Below are 15,164 nucleotides of genomic sequence, written 5' to 3' on the forward strand. Positions count from 1 at the left end.
GATTAGAAGTTGTAACCTACGACCAGGTAACCACCCCAACCGGTAGATTTCGCGCTGAAGTCGCCTTCGCCCCAGTTCAGAGTATCTCCACCTTTCCACTGGCCGCCGTTATGGAAGTAACGCGCGACTACGGAGTAGTGCCAGTGATCGTAGTTCAGCGCCAGCACGTGGCTGGAAGCGATAGAGTTGCTGGTGCGGTTCGGATCATCACCCAAATCTGAGCCCCAGTCGAAGTTGGTGAAGCCGATGTAGGTCAACTGACCGCCCCAAACCTGGGTGATCGGCACAAAGTATTTCACTTTGAAACGGTAGCCATCCCACTCGTTTTCGTTGGATGCGCCATAGTTCTGCCACTGGTATTTAGCATACACGTTCAGGGAAAGACCCATCGGCAGACCGGTATCGATATCGGTACCCAGGCCCATATACCAGGTGCTCTGGCGGCTGGCTTTGTTGTCACCCATATCGTAGATGTAGTTGTTGGCGAAATACCATTCTTTGAACGGGCCAAAGCTCAGGTCAGCACCGGTCAGTTTGTCGATGGAGAAACGCGGTTCGATTTCCATAAACAGCGGGGAACCGTCAGACCAGATGCCTTTGTCGTTGCCGTTACCCCAGTCGAAGGTTTTCGGAATATCGATGTAGCCATAGAAGTCAAACCAGTCTTTTTTAGCAAACGCTTCGTATTCCAGATACACATCGTTGTTCAGTTTCGGGGAGAAACGGGTGTGGTAGCTGCCCACCACGTTGACGCTCTGGTGCCACCAGTCGGACAGATATTGCGGTTTGTCATTTTCTGCTGCATTGGCAGTGAAAGACGAGGAGAGCGCCAGCACTGCACCGGCTGCAAGTAATGTTTTTTTCATATGTATGCCACTGTTTGAAATCCCTTTCGGGATAGAAAAATGCGCAATTTGCGTTTCTATACACTTCATCCTTCAAGACGCCTCTTTGTTGGCTGCCTTTGCTCACCCCTGTTACTTACTGATGTAAGCTCCAGGGATTCACGCAGTTGCCGCCTCGATGCATCTTGCATGATTTTGTGTAGAAATATTTCGTGTTTCTTCGGAGCCTATTATAAAAATCATTGTTCACAAAAATATGTCTTGTTTCACAGTTCTATCATTTGCGTAATCGATTGCGTTCACGTTTGCGTACTTTAGGCGGCGAATTGTACTGGCTCCCATGAATGTTGCCAAGTTTTAACAGAAATATTGGTTATGTCAGGGGAGTAACAAAATAAGGCGAAGTGATGTTGCGGAACGCACAAAACGTCCCGCAAAAAAGTTTATTGGCTAACAGGCTGGATGTCGTGGATGCGAACAAACCCTAACTGGTCCGCAGAAAGGCCATTTAACTGCAGCGGAATATCGACGTCGCTGGGTGCAAGGATACTCGCGGGGGCAGTGACCAATTGATTCTGAACGTTCACTTCCTGATAGTTATCCGTGGTGCCCTGAATTTGTCCGTACTCGACGGTGGCGCTAAAGGCGGGTAAAGGTGTGTTGGATTCACCCTGAATCCGCAGCGTCAGACGTGTGCCGTCGGCGTTTGGCGCAATATTGATTAGCGACATACGTAGCGTGCCAATCTGGCTGTCCAGTCGGGCAGGCGTTTTGGAACCCGGCAACAGATAGACGCCGCTGGTTGATTTTGCATTCAACATATTCTGTTGTGTAATTTTTACCGTTTCCTGATTGAGCTGCGTCATCTCTTTGTTCAACGTGCTAACGCTTTGATGCATCTGACGTACTTCGCTTTGCTGTGCGCAGGCGCTAAGACTAAAGAGACTTCCCACCAGGACAATTCTTAGGTAACGTCTTGTCATTGTGATTACTTCCTTCATTGTCGCGATAGCATAATGGTAGTGCGCACTGAGCACGAAGGCATCGATCCTTTGTCTCAAAAGCGCTGCGCCTTTGTTGTCACGCCAGTTCAGGGTAAAATAGATTTCTGTTAACCACTGAGGTACAGGACGCCGTATGCATTGCCCATTCTGTTTCGCCGTAGACACTAAGGTAATTGACTCTCGTCTTGTAGGCGAGGGCTCCTCAGTACGCCGCCGTCGGCAGTGTCTGGTCTGTAATGAACGTTTCACCACTTTTGAAGTGGCTGAACTTGTTATGCCGCGCGTTGTGAAAAGCAACGATGTGCGTGAACCCTTTAATGAAGATAAGCTGCGCAGCGGCATGCTCAGAGCGCTTGAGAAACGCCCGGTCAGCTCTGATGACGTCGAAATGGCGTTGAACCATATCAAATCACAACTGCGTGCAACTGGCGAGCGTGAGGTGCCGAGCAAGATGATCGGCAACCTGGTGATGGAGCAGTTGAAAAAACTCGATAAAGTCGCCTATATTCGCTTCGCCTCGGTTTATCGGAGCTTCGAAGATATCAAAGAATTTGGCGAAGAGATTGCTCGCCTACAGGACTAAGCCATGCAGGATGAATTGTACATGGCGCGCGCGCTGAAGCTTGCTGCGCGCGGACGTTTTACCACGCATCCCAATCCCAATGTGGGCTGCGTGATTGTGAAAGATGGGGAGATCGTCGGTGAAGGATATCATCACCGCGCGGGCGAACCGCATGCTGAAGTCCATGCCCTGCGGATGGCTGGAGAAAAAGCGCAAGGGGCAACCGCCTATGTCACGCTTGAACCCTGCAGCCATCATGGTCGTACGCCGCCATGCTGCGATGCGTTGATTGCCGCGGGTGTGACGCGTGTGGTTGCGGCGATGCAGGATCCCAATCCACAGGTAGCAGGTCGTGGCCTCTACCGTTTGCAGCAGGCGGGTATCGATGTCAGCCACGGGCTGATGATGAGCGAGGTTGAGCAGCTTAATAAAGGTTTTCTCAAGCGCATGCGTACCGGATTCCCGTATCTGCAGCTTAAGCTTGGCGCGTCGCTTGATGGGCGTACGGCGATGGCCAGTGGTGAAAGCCAATGGATAACCTCGCCGCAGGCGCGCCGCGATGTGCAACGTCTGCGGGCGCAAAGCCATGCCATCTTAACCAGCAGCGCGACGGTGCTGGCCGACGATCCTCTGCTTACCGTGCGTTGGTCGGAGCTTGGGGAGTCAACCCAGGCGAGTTACCCGCAGGAAAATCTGCGCCAGCCAATCCGCATTGTTCTTGATAGCCAGAATCAGGTCACGCCGGAGCATCGTATTGTGCAACAGCCAGGAGAAACCTGGATTGTCCGGACTGAAGACGATTCTCGTAGCTGGCCGGAGGCGGTACGCAGCCTGAAGGTGCCGGAACATAACGGGCATCTGGATCTGGTGGTGCTGATGATGCAGTTGGGCAAACAGCAAATTAACAGCATTTGGGTTGAAGCTGGCCCTACGCTTGCGGGCGCGTTATTACAGGCCGGTTTGGTTGATGAGCTAATCGTGTATGTTGCGCCTAAACTGTTAGGCAGTGATGCGCGAGGATTATGTGTGCTGCCAGGGCTTGAGAAACTGGCCGACGCGCCCCATTTCAAATTCAACGAGATACGCCAGGTGGGCCCGGACGTTTGCCTGCATTTAACCACTGCGTGAGGCTTTCTGAATTAGAGCAAGCAGCGCACAGAATATTATGATAAAATCCGCCCCCCTTACGGGGCCATAAATCGAACCCGAAGGAAGAATATGAACATTATTGAAGCTAACGTTGCTACCCCGGACGCTCGCGTCGCCATCACCATTGCGCGTTTCAACAACTTTATCAATGACAGCCTGCTGGAAGGTGCGATTGACGCCCTGAAACGTATTGGCCAGGTAAAAGATGAAAACATTACCGTCGTTTGGGTTCCAGGCGCATATGAGCTGCCGCTGGCGGCTGACGCGCTGGCGAAAACCGGTAAATACGACGCGGTGATTGCGCTCGGTACGGTGATCCGTGGCGGTACTGCGCACTTCGAATATGTGGCTGGCGGTGCTAGCAATGGCCTGGCGCATGTCGCTCAGGACAGTGGCATTCCGGTAGCCTTCGGTGTTCTGACCACCGAAAGTATTGAACAAGCCATCGAACGTGCTGGCACTAAAGCCGGCAACAAAGGCGCAGAAGCTGCACTGACTGCGCTTGAAATGATTAATGTATTGAAAGCCATCAAGGCCTGATTTTTGTAAGGGGAAATCCGTGAAACCTGCTGCTCGTCGCCGCGCCCGTGAGTGTGCCGTCCAGGCGCTTTACTCCTGGCAGTTGTCCCAGAACGACATCGCTGATGTTGAATACCAGTTCCTGGCGGAACAGGACGTGAAAGATGTTGACGTTCTGTATTTCCGTGAACTGCTGTCCGGGGTGGCGACTAACAGCGCGTACCTGGATGGATTAATGAAGCCTTACCTGTCTCGTCTGTTGGAAGAGCTGGGTCAGGTAGAAAAAGCCGTGCTGCGTATTGCGCTGTTTGAACTGTCTAAACGTAGTGATGTGCCGTACAAAGTGGCCATCAACGAAGCGATTGAACTGGCGAAAACCTTCGGCGCTGAAGACAGCCACAAGTTCGTGAACGGCGTACTGGATAAAGCAGCACCTGTGATTCGCCCCAACAAAAAGTAATCCCGAGGCCGGCTGGATGGTGGAACCTGTTTCCGCTGTCCCCGGCTTTTTCTTTTTTTTCTGCTGAGGCATAACGTATGGCATGCGGCGAGTTTTCCCTGATTGCCCGTTATTTTGACCGCGTAAGAACGTCTCGTCTTGATGTCGAAACCGGTATTGGTGACGACTGCGCACTTCTGAACATCCCTGAAAAACAGACGCTGGCGATCAGTACCGATACGCTGGTGGCTGGCAATCATTTCCTTCCCGACATTGATCCTACCGATCTGGCCTGGAAAGCCCTGGCGGTGAATTTGAGCGATCTGGCGGCGATGGGAGCCGATCCTGCGTGGCTGACGCTGGCGCTCACGTTACCTGACGTCGATGAAGCCTGGCTTGAAGCTTTCAGCGATGGCCTGTTTGAACTCCTTAATTACTACGATATGCAGCTGATTGGCGGTGATACCACGCGTGGACCGCTGTCGATGACGTTGGGTATTCATGGCTACGTTCCCGTTGGGCGTGCCTTAAAACGCTCCGGTGCGAAACCGGGTGACTGGATTTATGTGACCGGCACGCCGGGCGACAGCGCTGCCGGGCTGGCGATTTTGCAGGATCGCTTGCAGGTTGCAGAGGTAAAAGACGCAGACTATCTGCTGAAACGCCATCTGCGTCCCACGCCGCGTATTTTGCAGGGACAAGCCCTGCGCGATCTGGCCAGTGCGGCTATCGATATCTCTGACGGTCTGATTTCCGATCTGGGGCATATCGTTAATGCCAGCGGCTGCGGCGCACGGGTTAACGTTGACGCGCTGCCTTACTCCGCGGCGTTTGCCCGGCACGTGGAGCCGGAACAGGCCCTGCGCTGGGCACTCTCGGGTGGTGAAGATTATGAGTTATGCTTTACCGTACCGGAAATTAATCGTGGCGCGCTGGACGTAGCGCTGGGAAATCTCGGCGCAACGTTTACCTGCATAGGACAGATGAGCGCGGACGTGGAAGGTATTCACTTTACGCGCGATGGAAAATCCGTCACGTTCGACTGGAAAGGATATGACCATTTTGCCGCGCCTTAAAAAAGATGTCGCCAAAAGCCGCCTGAGTATGCGCAATCCGTGGCATCTGTTAGCCACCGGTTTTGGCAGCGGGCTGAGCCCAATTGTTCCTGGCACCATGGGATCGCTGGCGGCGATCCCTTTTTGGTATTTAATGACGTTTCTGCCGTGGCAGCTGTATTCACTGGTGGTGATGTTATCTATCTGTATCGGCGTTTATCTGTGCCATCAAACGGCGAAAGATATGGGCGTGCACGATCACGGTAGCATTGTCTGGGACGAGTTTGTCGGGATGTGGATAACCCTGATGGCGCTGCCGACCAACGACTGGCAGTGGGTTGCCGCCGGATTTGTGATTTTCCGTATTCTGGATATGTGGAAGCCGTGGCCGATTCGTTGGTTCGATCGCAACGTACATGGCGGTACGGGAATTATGATCGACGATATCGTGGCCGGGATACTGTCCGCCGGGATACTGTACTTTATTGGCCATCACTGGCCGGTAGGGATCATTTAACGGGTTTGCCGGATGGCGGCGTAAATGCCTTATCCGGCCTACAATCGCGCTTATTTAAATCCCACCACCGGATGCTGTTTGTACGGCGTTTCCAGCTCGGCAATCTGCTCCGGCTTCAGCGTTAAATCCACCGCATTGAGCAACTCATCCAGCTGTTCCTCGCGCGATGTGCCGATAATCGGTGCTGCCACACCCGGTTTGCTCAGCAGCCAGGCCAGCGCGACCTGCGCACGGGTTACGCCCAGTTCCTCACTGACGCCGGTCAGCCGTTCGGCGATTTGCGCGTCGTTTTCATCGCTCTCGCTGTACAAATTTTTACCGACCTCATCGGAAACCAGACGGGCGGTCGTTTCTCCCCAGGGGCGCGTCAGGCGACCACGCGCCAGCGGACTCCATGGGATCACTGCCACACCCTCCTGATAGCAAAGCGGCAGCATTTCGCGTTCTTCTTCGCGGTAGATCAGGTTGTAGTGATCCTGCATGCTGACGAACTGCGCCCAGCCGTGTTGCTTCTGTAAGGCCAGCGCCTGAGCAAACTGTGAAGCGTGCATGGATGAGGCGCCGATATAGCGCGCTTTACCGGCTTTCACTACGTCGTTAAGGGCTTCCAGCGTTTCTTCGATCGGCGTGTTGTAATCCCAGCGGTGAATTTGCAGGATGTCCACATAGTCCATACCCAGGCGTCTGAGGCTGTCGTCGATTGAGCGCAGGATTTGTGCGCGGGATAAACCTTCCGCTAAATCATCCACCTGGTGAAAAACCTTGGTCGCCACCACGACATCTTCGCGGCGGGCGAAATCACGCAGCGCGCGGCCGACAATCTCTTCGCTGCTGCCAGCGGAGTAGCTGTTGGCGGTATCGAAAAAGTTAATGCCGCCTTCAAGAGCGTGTTTGATTATCGGGCGGCTACTTTCTTCAGGTAGCGTCCAGGCATGATTGCCGCGATTGGGCTCGCCAAACGTCATGCAACCCAGGCAAAGGCGGGAGACCCGAAGGTCGGTTTTTCCTAAGGTGTTGTATTTCATCAATCCACTCCTGCTTAGCTCGTGATGAGTTAAGCATAGCAGGAGCGGAGAGAGGATTATGCCAGCCAGGCCTTGATTTTGGCCTCAATGCCGGCGGCATCAAGACCCAGATCGGCGCGAGCCTCATCCTGAGTCCCCTGCGGGATGAAGAAGTCAGGCAGGCCAATGTTCAGCACCGGAACGGGTTTGCGATGGGCCATCAGCACTTCGTTTACGCCGCTGCCAGCGCCGCCCATAATGGCGTTCTCTTCGAGGGTGACCAGCACCTCGTGTTGGGCTGCCATTTCGAGGATCAACGTCTCATCCAGCGGTTTGACAAAGCGCATATCAACCAGCGTGGCGTTCAGCGACTCTGCGACCTGCGCGGCTTCCGGCATTAGGGTACCGAAGTTCAGTATCGCCACTTTCTCCCCGTGACGCTTCACGATGCCTTTCCCAATTGGCAGTTGCTCCAGCGGCGTTAGCTCAACGCCCACCGCGTTACCGCGTGGGTAGCGTACAACCGTTGGGCCGTCGTTGTAGTGATAGCCGGTGAACAGCATCTGGCGACATTCGTTCTCATCGCTCGGGGTCATAATGACCATTTCCGGGATGCAGCGCAGGAAGGAAAGATCGAACGCCCCCTGGTGGGTTTGCCCATCTGCGCCAACAATACCAGCCCGGTCAACGGCGAACAGGACCGGCAGTTTCTGAATGGCGACATCATGCAGCACCTGATCGTAGGCGCGTTGCAGGAAGGTAGAGTAAATAGCCACGACCGGCTTATAGCCGCCAATCGCCAGACCGGCAGCAAACGTTACCGCGTGCTGCTCGGCAATCGCCACATCGAAGTAGCGGTCCGGGAACTTACGTGAGAACTCCACCATACCGGAGCCTTCACGCATCGCCGGAGTTATCGCCATCAGCTTATTGTCTTTCGCTGCGGTTTCGCACAGCCAGTCACCGAAGATTTTTGAATAGCTCGGCAGGCCGCCGCTGCTTTTCGGCAGGCATCCGCTGGACGGATCGAATTTTGGTACCGCGTGGAAGGTAATCGGATCTTTTTCCGCAGGCTCGTAACCACGACCTTTTTTGGTCATGATGTGCAGGAACTGCGGACCTTTAAGGTCGCGCATGTTCTTCAGCGTAGTGATAAGCCCCAGCACGTCGTGACCGTCTACCGGACCAATATAGTTAAAGCCCAGCTCTTCAAACAGCGTACCCGGCACAACCATGCCTTTGATGTGTTCTTCGGTACGCTTGAGCAGCTCTTTAATCGGCGGCACGCCGGAGAAAACTTTCTTCCCGCCTTCGCGCAGCGAGGAGTAGAGTTTGCCAGAGAGCAGTTGCGCCAGGTGGTTGTTCAGCGCGCCGACGTTCTCTGAAATCGACATTTCGTTGTCGTTGAGGATAACCAGCATGTCGGGCTTAATATCACCCGCGTGGTTCATCGCTTCAAACGCCATCCCGGCGGTGATAGCGCCGTCGCCAATCACACAAACGGTACGACGATCTTTGCCTTCTTTCTCGGCGGCAACCGCAATACCAATACCGGCGCTGATGGACGTTGAGGAGTGCCCAACGCTCAGTACGTCATACTCGCTCTCACCGCGCCACGGGAACGGATGCAAACCGCCTTTCTGACGAATGGTGCCGATTTTATCGCGGCGGCCGGTCAGAATTTTGTGCGGGTAAGCCTGATGTCCCACATCCCAGATTAACTGGTCAAACGGGGTGTTGTAGACATAGTGCAGCGCGACGGTGAGTTCCACCGTGCCCAGACCAGAGGCGAAGTGCCCGCTGGAACGGCTTACGCTGTCGAGCAAATAGCGGCGCAGTTCGTCGCAAAGCTTTGGCAGACTCTCTTTTGGCAGCAGGCGTAACTCCTGGGTGGAGTCGACCAGCGCCAGGGTCGGGTATTTGGCTATATCAAAACTCATCGCAAGCTCATGGGATATGTTGGTTTATTTATCACGCTGGATTATATAGTCCGCTAGCGCTTCCAGTGCCGAGGTATCGAGTGACTGTGCGGCCAGCAAACTTAGCGACTCGCGGGCATCCTCAATTAAATCCCGGGCTTTGTTCTGGGCTTGCTCAAGACCCAGAAGTGCAGGATAGGTACTTTTGCCAAGCTGCTGGTCAGCACCCTGACGTTTACCCAATGTTGCAGTATCGCCTACCACATCCAGGATGTCATCCTGAACCTGGAAGGCCAGACCGATGCTTTCTGCGTATTTGTCGAGTATTGCCAGGCATTCTCGCCCTTTATCGCCAGCGCTTAATGCTCCCAGACGTACGGCGGCGCGAATCAGTGCCCCGGTTTTATGGCGGTGAATACGCTCCAGCGCATCCAGCTCAACCTGATGACCTTCAGCTTCCAGATCCAGCGCCTGACCGCCGCACATACCGGCAATACCGCTGGCCCGGGCCAGTTCAGAGATCATCGCGATGCGGTCACGATCGGACACTTCCGGCATCGGGGCATCGCTGATAATAGAGAACGCCAGCGTTTGCAGCGCATCTCCGGCCAGGATCGCGTTTGCCTCGCCAAATTTTACGTGGCAGGTCGGCAGACCGCGGCGCAGGTCATCGTCGTCCATCGCGGGTAAATCATCATGCATTAGCGAATAGGCATGAATGCACTCGACGGCGGCAGCGGGAGCATCAAGCGTACTCAGGCTAACGCCAAACATCTGACCGGTCGCATACACCAGGAACGGGCGCAGACGCTTACCGCCTAATAATGCGCCATATTGCATGGTTTCGACCACGGGAGTGTTCTGAAAGGGCAATGGCGCAATAAAACGGCTCAGTGCCTGGTTGGCCTGCTCAACGCATGCCTGTAGCTGCTGCGTAAAATCCATTTACTCATTATCCGGTGTGAAAGGCGTAAGGGCGGCGTCTTCAGTATCTGACAGCAGGATTTGTACGCGCTGTTCAGCCTGTTGCAATTTGACCTGTCCCTGACGCGCCAACTGTACGCCACGTTCGAATTCGTTCAGCGCTTCTTCCAGCGGCAGGTCGCCGCTTTCCAGGCGGGTAACAATCTGTTCCAGCTCGCTCAGCGCTGTTTCAAAACTGGCTGGCGCTTCATTTTTCTTCGGCATAATGAATGTCTGACTCTCTGTATTGGCAGCACAAGACTATGGTAACGGACTCGTACTGATAAGCAAATAACGCGCAATGGTAAGGCGATGTGCACAGGATGACCATGATAGTGGTATACTTGCGCGCCTGGATGCAGCCGCAGGGTATGGGCTGCTGTATTTTTTTCCATTACAAGTCGTTCAGACTTGCCAAAGAACCATTGCCGCCATGAAGTTTATCATTAAATTGTTCCCAGAAATCACCATCAAAAGCCAATCTGTGCGTTTGCGCTTTATAAAAATTCTGACAGGGAACATTCGTAACGTTTTAAAGCATTATGATGAAGACCTTGCCGTTGTCCGTCACTGGGATCACGTTGAGGTTCGCGCTAAAGATGAAAGCCAGCGCCTGGATATACGCGACGCGTTGACCCGTATTCCGGGGATCCACCATATTCTCGAAGTAGAAGACGTGCCGTTTACCGATATGCACGATATTTTCGAGAAAGCGCTGGTGCAGTATCGCGATCAACTGGAAGGTAAAACCTTCTGCGTACGCGTTAAGCGTCGCGGTAAGCATGAGTTTAGCTCCATTGAGGTGGAACGCTATGTTGGCGGTGGACTGAACCAGCATATTGAATCCGCACGCGTGAAGCTGACGAAGCCGGACGTGACGGTTAATCTTGAAATCGAAAACGACCGTCTGCTGCTGGTTAAAGGCCGCTATGAAGGTATTGGCGGTTTCCCGATTGGTACGCAGGAAGACGTACTGTCGCTGATCTCCGGTGGTTTCGACTCCGGTGTGTCCAGCTACATGCTGATGCGTCGCGGCTGCCGCGTACACTATTGCTTCTTCAACCTCGGCGGCGCAGCGCATGAAATCGGCGTTCGCCAGGTGGCGCATTATCTGTGGAATCGCTTTGGCAGCTCGCATCGCGTGCGTTTTGTTGCAATCAACTTTGAGCCGGTGGTTGGCGAGATCCTGGAGAAAGTCGACGACGGCCAGATGGGCGTGGTCCTCAAACGCATGATGGTACGCGCGGCGTCGAAAGTCGCTGAGCGCTACGGCGTACAGGCGTTGGTCACCGGTGAAGCACTGGGTCAGGTGTCCAGCCAGACGCTGACCAACCTGCGCCTGATCGATAACGTATCTGACACCCTGATCCTGCGCCCGCTTATCTCCCATGATAAAGAGCACATCATCAATCTGGCGCGTGAAATTGGTACCGAGGACTTTGCCCGTACCATGCCGGAATACTGTGGTGTGATTTCAAAAAGCCCGACGGTGAAAGCGGTTAAAGCGAAGATTGAGGCTGAAGAAGAAAACTTCGATTTCTCTATCCTCGATAAGGTGGTTGAAGAAGCCAACAATATCGATATTCGCGATATCGCTCAGCAGACACAGCAGACCGTGGTGGAAGTTGAAACCGTGAGCGGCTTCGGCCCGAACGATGTGATTCTGGATATCCGTTCGGTGGATGAACAGGATGACAAACCGCTGAAAGTTGACGGTGTGGACGTCGTTTCTCTGCCGTTCTACAAACTGAGCACTAAATTCGGCGATTTGGACCAGAGTAAAACCTGGCTGCTGTGGTGTGAACGCGGGGTGATGAGCCGCCTGCAGGCGCTGTATCTGCGCGAGCAGGGCTTTGAAAACGTGAAGGTGTACCGCCCGTAATTGACTAAACACCGTGTTGTAAGCCGGATAAGGCGGTTACGCCGCCATCCGGCAATATAACGATATTATTCAAAACGCACGGGTAGTGTCTTTCCGTTCGATTCCCAGACGCCCTGATAGACACCGTCTTTTAACTCCAGCGTTATCTTCTCTTCCGATTGTTCAGCGGCAGACGTCTTCAGTTCATAATGTCGATTGTCGGCTGTGTCGCACTTACCGGTTAATTCAATCGGTGCGCCAAATTTCTGGTAAAAGTAAGCCCCTTCAAAAAAATCACCGTATTTGCAGTCCACCTTCAGCACAATACGCATGCTTTTTCCCAACGTGCCGTACATGACCTTGCCGTCAATGCCGGGAGTGGGCTCAACCGGTGTTGTACTCTTTGCACCAGTCAGATACTGGCCGTATGGCGTGAACTGTTTATGCAGTTCACCGGTAGGGATTTTCGTGGTGAAATCGCCCAGCTCGTCACCCGCGCGGTTGGCATGGTTGCTACAGCGTCCGTTCAGGAAAGCCAGATGATCTTTTTGCAGGGAGAATCTGTCGATGTAGTACAACCCGTCAGTGTAGGTTGCGCACGAGGCGTAGAATTCGGCATAGCCAGGATCTCCACCGTCCTTCTGTGCCGTAACAAAGGTATCAATTTGGCTGCGGATATCTTTTCTGATGCGGGTGTTTAATTCGGCCATCGTGGAGCGGGAAAAAAGATCGTTAAGGGTAATTGCCGCGCCGCTGGCCAAATCGAAGCTGATCGGCACATTGTATGACTCGCAATACGCTCCGCAGCCTTCGACAAACATATTCAGGGTCAGGACATTGGCATCGCGATACTCAATCGTGTAGTCAAGGTTTGCGGTAGGGTTCATCTCTGAATTTGCAAACTGATTCACTGTCGTTTGCGGATTATTTCCCGGTAGCTGATTGATAAAGCTGGCGAAAATATAATCGTTAATGCGTTTTGCAACCTGTGGGCTTTCCTTTGAAGTAAACCACGGCACGCGATACTGCATCTCAGTACTTGCGGGATAGCGATACTCAAGGTTTTTTATTTCAAGCTGTGTTGCACAGGCGTAACCAGAAAAGAGCAGTAAAGCCACTGTGCTCAGATATCCTTTCATTATAATTCCTTGTATGTGAGTGGCCTGAAAGTTTACTCGTAGTAGTTATAAATTCCCGCGGCCATCACCAGCTGTGACGCCACCTCGTGAGCTTTTTCGCGACTCACCAGCAGATCAATGATTTTTAAACCGAAATCGATTGAGGTTCCCGGTCCCTGGCTGGTTAACAGATTGACGCGCGGATCCCATACGACGCGCTTGTCCTGCCACTGGTCAGCGGGGATCTTGTCTTTCAGCGCCGGGAAGCCCGTCATATTTCCGATGGGGAAAATATCGTGTGGGACGAGGACGGTGGCGGCAGCGGCGCAAATTGCTGCGACAATGCGCCCGGAGCGATGAAACTGTTTCACGGTTTCGACCAGCAGAGGGCTGTCGCGAAAACACTCGGCGCCTTTAATTCCGCCCGGCAGCACGATGATATCGAAATCGCCGTCAGCAACTTCCACTAATGGCGCATCCGCCAGCAGCTTCACTCCGCGTGAACACACAATAGCCAGGCCGCCATCGCTGGCGACGCTTGCGGTCGTGACCTTAATCCCGCCGCGAACCAGCAGATCGATAGTGGTGACCGCTTCGGTTTCTTCACTACCAGGGGCGAGACATACCAGTGCTTGAGCGCTCATACTCACTTTCCTTTCTCTTAACCATTTCAAACAGGCGGGCATTTTCCGGGACGGCGATGCCGTGCGCGCGGGCGCGTTTTAACAAATAGCCGGTAATGTAATCGATCTCAGTATGGCGCAGCGCACGAATGTCTTGCAGCATCGATGAGATATTTTCCGCAGTACTGTCAATTACTTGCTCGACATAATAGCGTAAATCATCCGCTGATGTGTGGTGGCCTTCGCGTTCAATGACCGCTGCTACTTCCTCGCAGATGAGTGCTATTTTTTCTGGATGATGGCGTAACTCGCCGTTTGGGCAATCCCATAATGCGGTCAGCGGATTAATAACGCAGTTTACTGCCAGCTTGCGCCATAGCTCGGCGCGGATAGTGTTGTGCCAGGCGACGTCCGGCAGCACTTCTTGCAGGACTTCAGCCAGATAGCTGAAATCACCGTCTTGTTCACGCGCCGGACCAATCCTTGTAGTACCCTGAGCGACATGAATGATGACGTTCCCGTCACGGCGTGCCGCGTGGGTGGTGGTGCCCATCAGCAGAGGTTGCTTAATGTTATGCAGTTCTTCAATCGTCCCCATACCGTTGTGAATCAGCAGAATGGGAGTGGTTTCAGGCAGTATTGCGGCCAGGCCTTTTACCGCATCAGAAACCTGCCAGGCTTTCAGGGTGACCAGCAGCAGGTCGCTTTTCGCCAAAAAATCGGGGTCGTTTGCCGTCAGGGATTCATTAAAAACTGACCCATCCGTGTCGATCAGGTTAACGCTGCAATAGGGTTGCGGTACGCGTAGCCACCCCTGAACTTCATGTCCATGTTTGCACAGCGCGGTTAGCCAAAGCTGTCCTAACGCTCCACATCCCAGTACGGTAATTTTCATTTTTCCTCCTCACCTGCAACAGCACCAGGTGTTAATCCATATCGGCCGTACCCCATTATTGTTCGCAGGTGTCAGTACCACGTACAATTAAAGGATACAGCCTAGTATAGCGCTGTCTGTTGTGTAACTTTGCAGGTATTATGCTTCGCATCAAAAATGAAGGGAGAGGAAAAGATGCCATCTTTCGATATTGTTTCTGAAGTTGATCTTCAGGAAGCCCGTAACGCGGTAGATAACGCCAGCCGTGAAGTGGAATCACGCTTTGATTTTCGTGGCGTTGAAGCGACTTTTGAGCTGAATGAGTCAAATAAGACGATTAAGGTGCTGAGCGAGTCTGATTTCCAGGTCAACCAGTTGCTGGATATTTTACGTGCCAAGCTGTTGAAGCGCGGTATTGAGGGCACGTCGCTGGACGTACCAGAAACCTTCGTGCACAGCGGTAAAACCTGGTTTGTGGAAGCTAAGCTGAAGCAGGGCATTGAAAGCGCGGTGCAAAAGAAAATCGTTAAGCTGATTAAAGACAGCAAACTGAAGGTGCAGGCGCAGATTCAGGGCGAAGAAATTCGTGTGACCGGTAAGGCGCGTGACGATCTGCAATCCGTTATGGCGCTGGTTCGCGGTGGCGATCTCGGCCAGCCATTCCAGTTTAAGAACTTCCGCGATTAAGTCGTAATGCCTGATGGCGCTACGC

Annotated in this window: 17 protein-coding genes; 8 read left to right on the forward strand and 9 right to left on the reverse strand. The window is 53.3% G+C overall.

The features are described from left to right. Positions 1-2 precede the first annotated feature (2 nt). Together OGV94_RS15390 and OGV94_RS15395 are read right to left on the reverse strand one after the other, a co-directional pair. Positions 3-866: a nucleoside-specific channel-forming protein Tsx gene (locus tag OGV94_RS15390; protein WP_003021561.1), complete on the reverse strand. Its 864-nt coding sequence runs from the start codon at positions 864-866 to the stop codon at positions 3-5. 422 nt (positions 867-1,288) lie between these two features. Next, on the reverse strand, positions 1,289-1,828 hold the full coding sequence (locus OGV94_RS15395; protein WP_286523740.1) for a SadB/YajI family lipoprotein: 540 nt from the start codon (positions 1,826-1,828) through the stop codon (positions 1,289-1,291). 154 nt (positions 1,829-1,982) lie between these two features. Between OGV94_RS15395 and nrdR the strand changes: the two genes are divergently transcribed. The 6 genes from nrdR to pgpA all read left to right on the forward strand — a co-directional run bounded on the left by nrdR (position 1,983) and on the right by pgpA (position 6,090). After that, complete coding sequence (nrdR, locus tag OGV94_RS15400) at positions 1,983-2,432, forward strand: transcriptional regulator NrdR (RefSeq protein WP_016152032.1); 450 nt, start codon at positions 1,983-1,985, stop codon at positions 2,430-2,432. Positions 2,433-2,435: 3 nt separating this feature from the next. Next, positions 2,436-3,539 (forward strand): bifunctional diaminohydroxyphosphoribosylaminopyrimidine deaminase/5-amino-6-(5-phosphoribosylamino)uracil reductase RibD, encoded by a 1,104-nt coding sequence (ribD, locus tag OGV94_RS15405; RefSeq protein ID WP_075145069.1) that lies wholly within the window; start codon positions 2,436-2,438, stop codon positions 3,537-3,539. Between the two features lie 90 nt (positions 3,540-3,629). Continuing rightward, positions 3,630-4,100, forward strand: a complete 471-nt coding sequence (ribH, locus tag OGV94_RS15410; protein WP_003021575.1) for a 6,7-dimethyl-8-ribityllumazine synthase — start codon at positions 3,630-3,632, stop codon at positions 4,098-4,100. Positions 4,101-4,119: 19 nt separating this feature from the next. Continuing rightward, on the forward strand, positions 4,120-4,539 hold the full coding sequence (gene nusB / locus OGV94_RS15415) for a transcription antitermination factor NusB (RefSeq protein WP_000801129.1): 420 nt from the start codon (positions 4,120-4,122) through the stop codon (positions 4,537-4,539). A 77-nt stretch (positions 4,540-4,616) separates the two neighbouring features. Further along, positions 4,617-5,594 carry a thiamine-phosphate kinase gene (gene thiL, locus OGV94_RS15420; protein ID WP_043015387.1) on the forward strand — a complete coding sequence of 326 codons (978 nt, stop codon included), beginning with the start codon at positions 4,617-4,619 and terminating at the stop codon, positions 5,592-5,594. Then, the gene (gene pgpA, locus OGV94_RS15425) at positions 5,572-6,090 is read left to right on the forward strand and encodes a phosphatidylglycerophosphatase A (protein ID WP_003021578.1); all 519 of its coding nucleotides are present in this window, start codon (positions 5,572-5,574) and stop codon (positions 6,088-6,090) included. Before thiL ends, pgpA begins: the two co-directional genes overlap by 23 nt. A gap of 50 nt (positions 6,091-6,140) precedes the next feature. Here pgpA and yajO read toward each other — a convergent pair whose 3' ends face one another. The 4 genes from yajO to xseB are packed head-to-tail and all read right to left on the reverse strand — an operon-like array spanning position 6,141 to position 10,201. After that, complete coding sequence (gene yajO, locus OGV94_RS15430; RefSeq protein WP_043015388.1) at positions 6,141-7,115, reverse strand: 1-deoxyxylulose-5-phosphate synthase YajO; 975 nt, start codon at positions 7,113-7,115, stop codon at positions 6,141-6,143. A 56-nt stretch (positions 7,116-7,171) separates the two neighbouring features. Beyond that, positions 7,172-9,034, reverse strand: a complete 1,863-nt coding sequence (gene dxs / locus OGV94_RS15435; RefSeq protein WP_047413051.1) for a 1-deoxy-D-xylulose-5-phosphate synthase — start codon at positions 9,032-9,034, stop codon at positions 7,172-7,174. Between the two features lie 24 nt (positions 9,035-9,058). After that, positions 9,059-9,958 (reverse strand): (2E,6E)-farnesyl diphosphate synthase, encoded by a 900-nt coding sequence (gene ispA, locus OGV94_RS15440; RefSeq protein ID WP_043015390.1) that lies wholly within the window; start codon positions 9,956-9,958, stop codon positions 9,059-9,061. Next, on the reverse strand, positions 9,959-10,201 hold the full coding sequence (gene xseB, locus OGV94_RS15445) for an exodeoxyribonuclease VII small subunit (RefSeq protein ID WP_038638224.1): 243 nt from the start codon (positions 10,199-10,201) through the stop codon (positions 9,959-9,961). It abuts the gene before it with no gap. A 208-nt stretch (positions 10,202-10,409) separates the two neighbouring features. On the opposite strand from xseB, the gene thiI reads away from it, so the two are divergent. Next, positions 10,410-11,858: a tRNA uracil 4-sulfurtransferase ThiI gene (gene thiI / locus OGV94_RS15450; RefSeq protein WP_003021587.1), complete on the forward strand. Its 1,449-nt coding sequence runs from the start codon at positions 10,410-10,412 to the stop codon at positions 11,856-11,858. A 65-nt stretch (positions 11,859-11,923) separates the two neighbouring features. On the opposite strand, the gene OGV94_RS15455 is transcribed toward thiI, so the two are convergent. The 3 genes from OGV94_RS15455 to panE are packed head-to-tail and all read right to left on the reverse strand — an operon-like array spanning position 11,924 to position 14,473. Continuing rightward, positions 11,924-12,976, reverse strand: a complete 1,053-nt coding sequence (locus OGV94_RS15455) for a hypothetical protein (RefSeq protein ID WP_286523743.1) — start codon at positions 12,974-12,976, stop codon at positions 11,924-11,926. Between the two features lie 32 nt (positions 12,977-13,008). Then, complete coding sequence (yajL, locus tag OGV94_RS15460; protein ID WP_043015393.1) at positions 13,009-13,599, reverse strand: protein deglycase YajL; 591 nt, start codon at positions 13,597-13,599, stop codon at positions 13,009-13,011. Next, positions 13,562-14,473, reverse strand: a complete 912-nt coding sequence (gene panE / locus OGV94_RS15465; protein WP_043015394.1) for a 2-dehydropantoate 2-reductase — start codon at positions 14,471-14,473, stop codon at positions 13,562-13,564. Before panE ends, yajL begins: the two co-directional genes overlap by 38 nt. Positions 14,474-14,647: 174 nt before the next feature. Between panE and OGV94_RS15470 the strand changes: the two genes are divergently transcribed. Then, positions 14,648-15,139, forward strand: coding sequence for a YajQ family cyclic di-GMP-binding protein (locus OGV94_RS15470; RefSeq protein ID WP_003831002.1), 492 nt, complete (start codon positions 14,648-14,650; stop codon positions 15,137-15,139). The last annotated feature ends 25 nt before the right edge of the window (positions 15,140-15,164 follow it).

This window comes from Citrobacter sp. Ce006 (assembly GCF_030336535.1).
GTDB lineage: Bacteria > Pseudomonadota > Gammaproteobacteria > Enterobacterales > Enterobacteriaceae > Citrobacter > Citrobacter europaeus.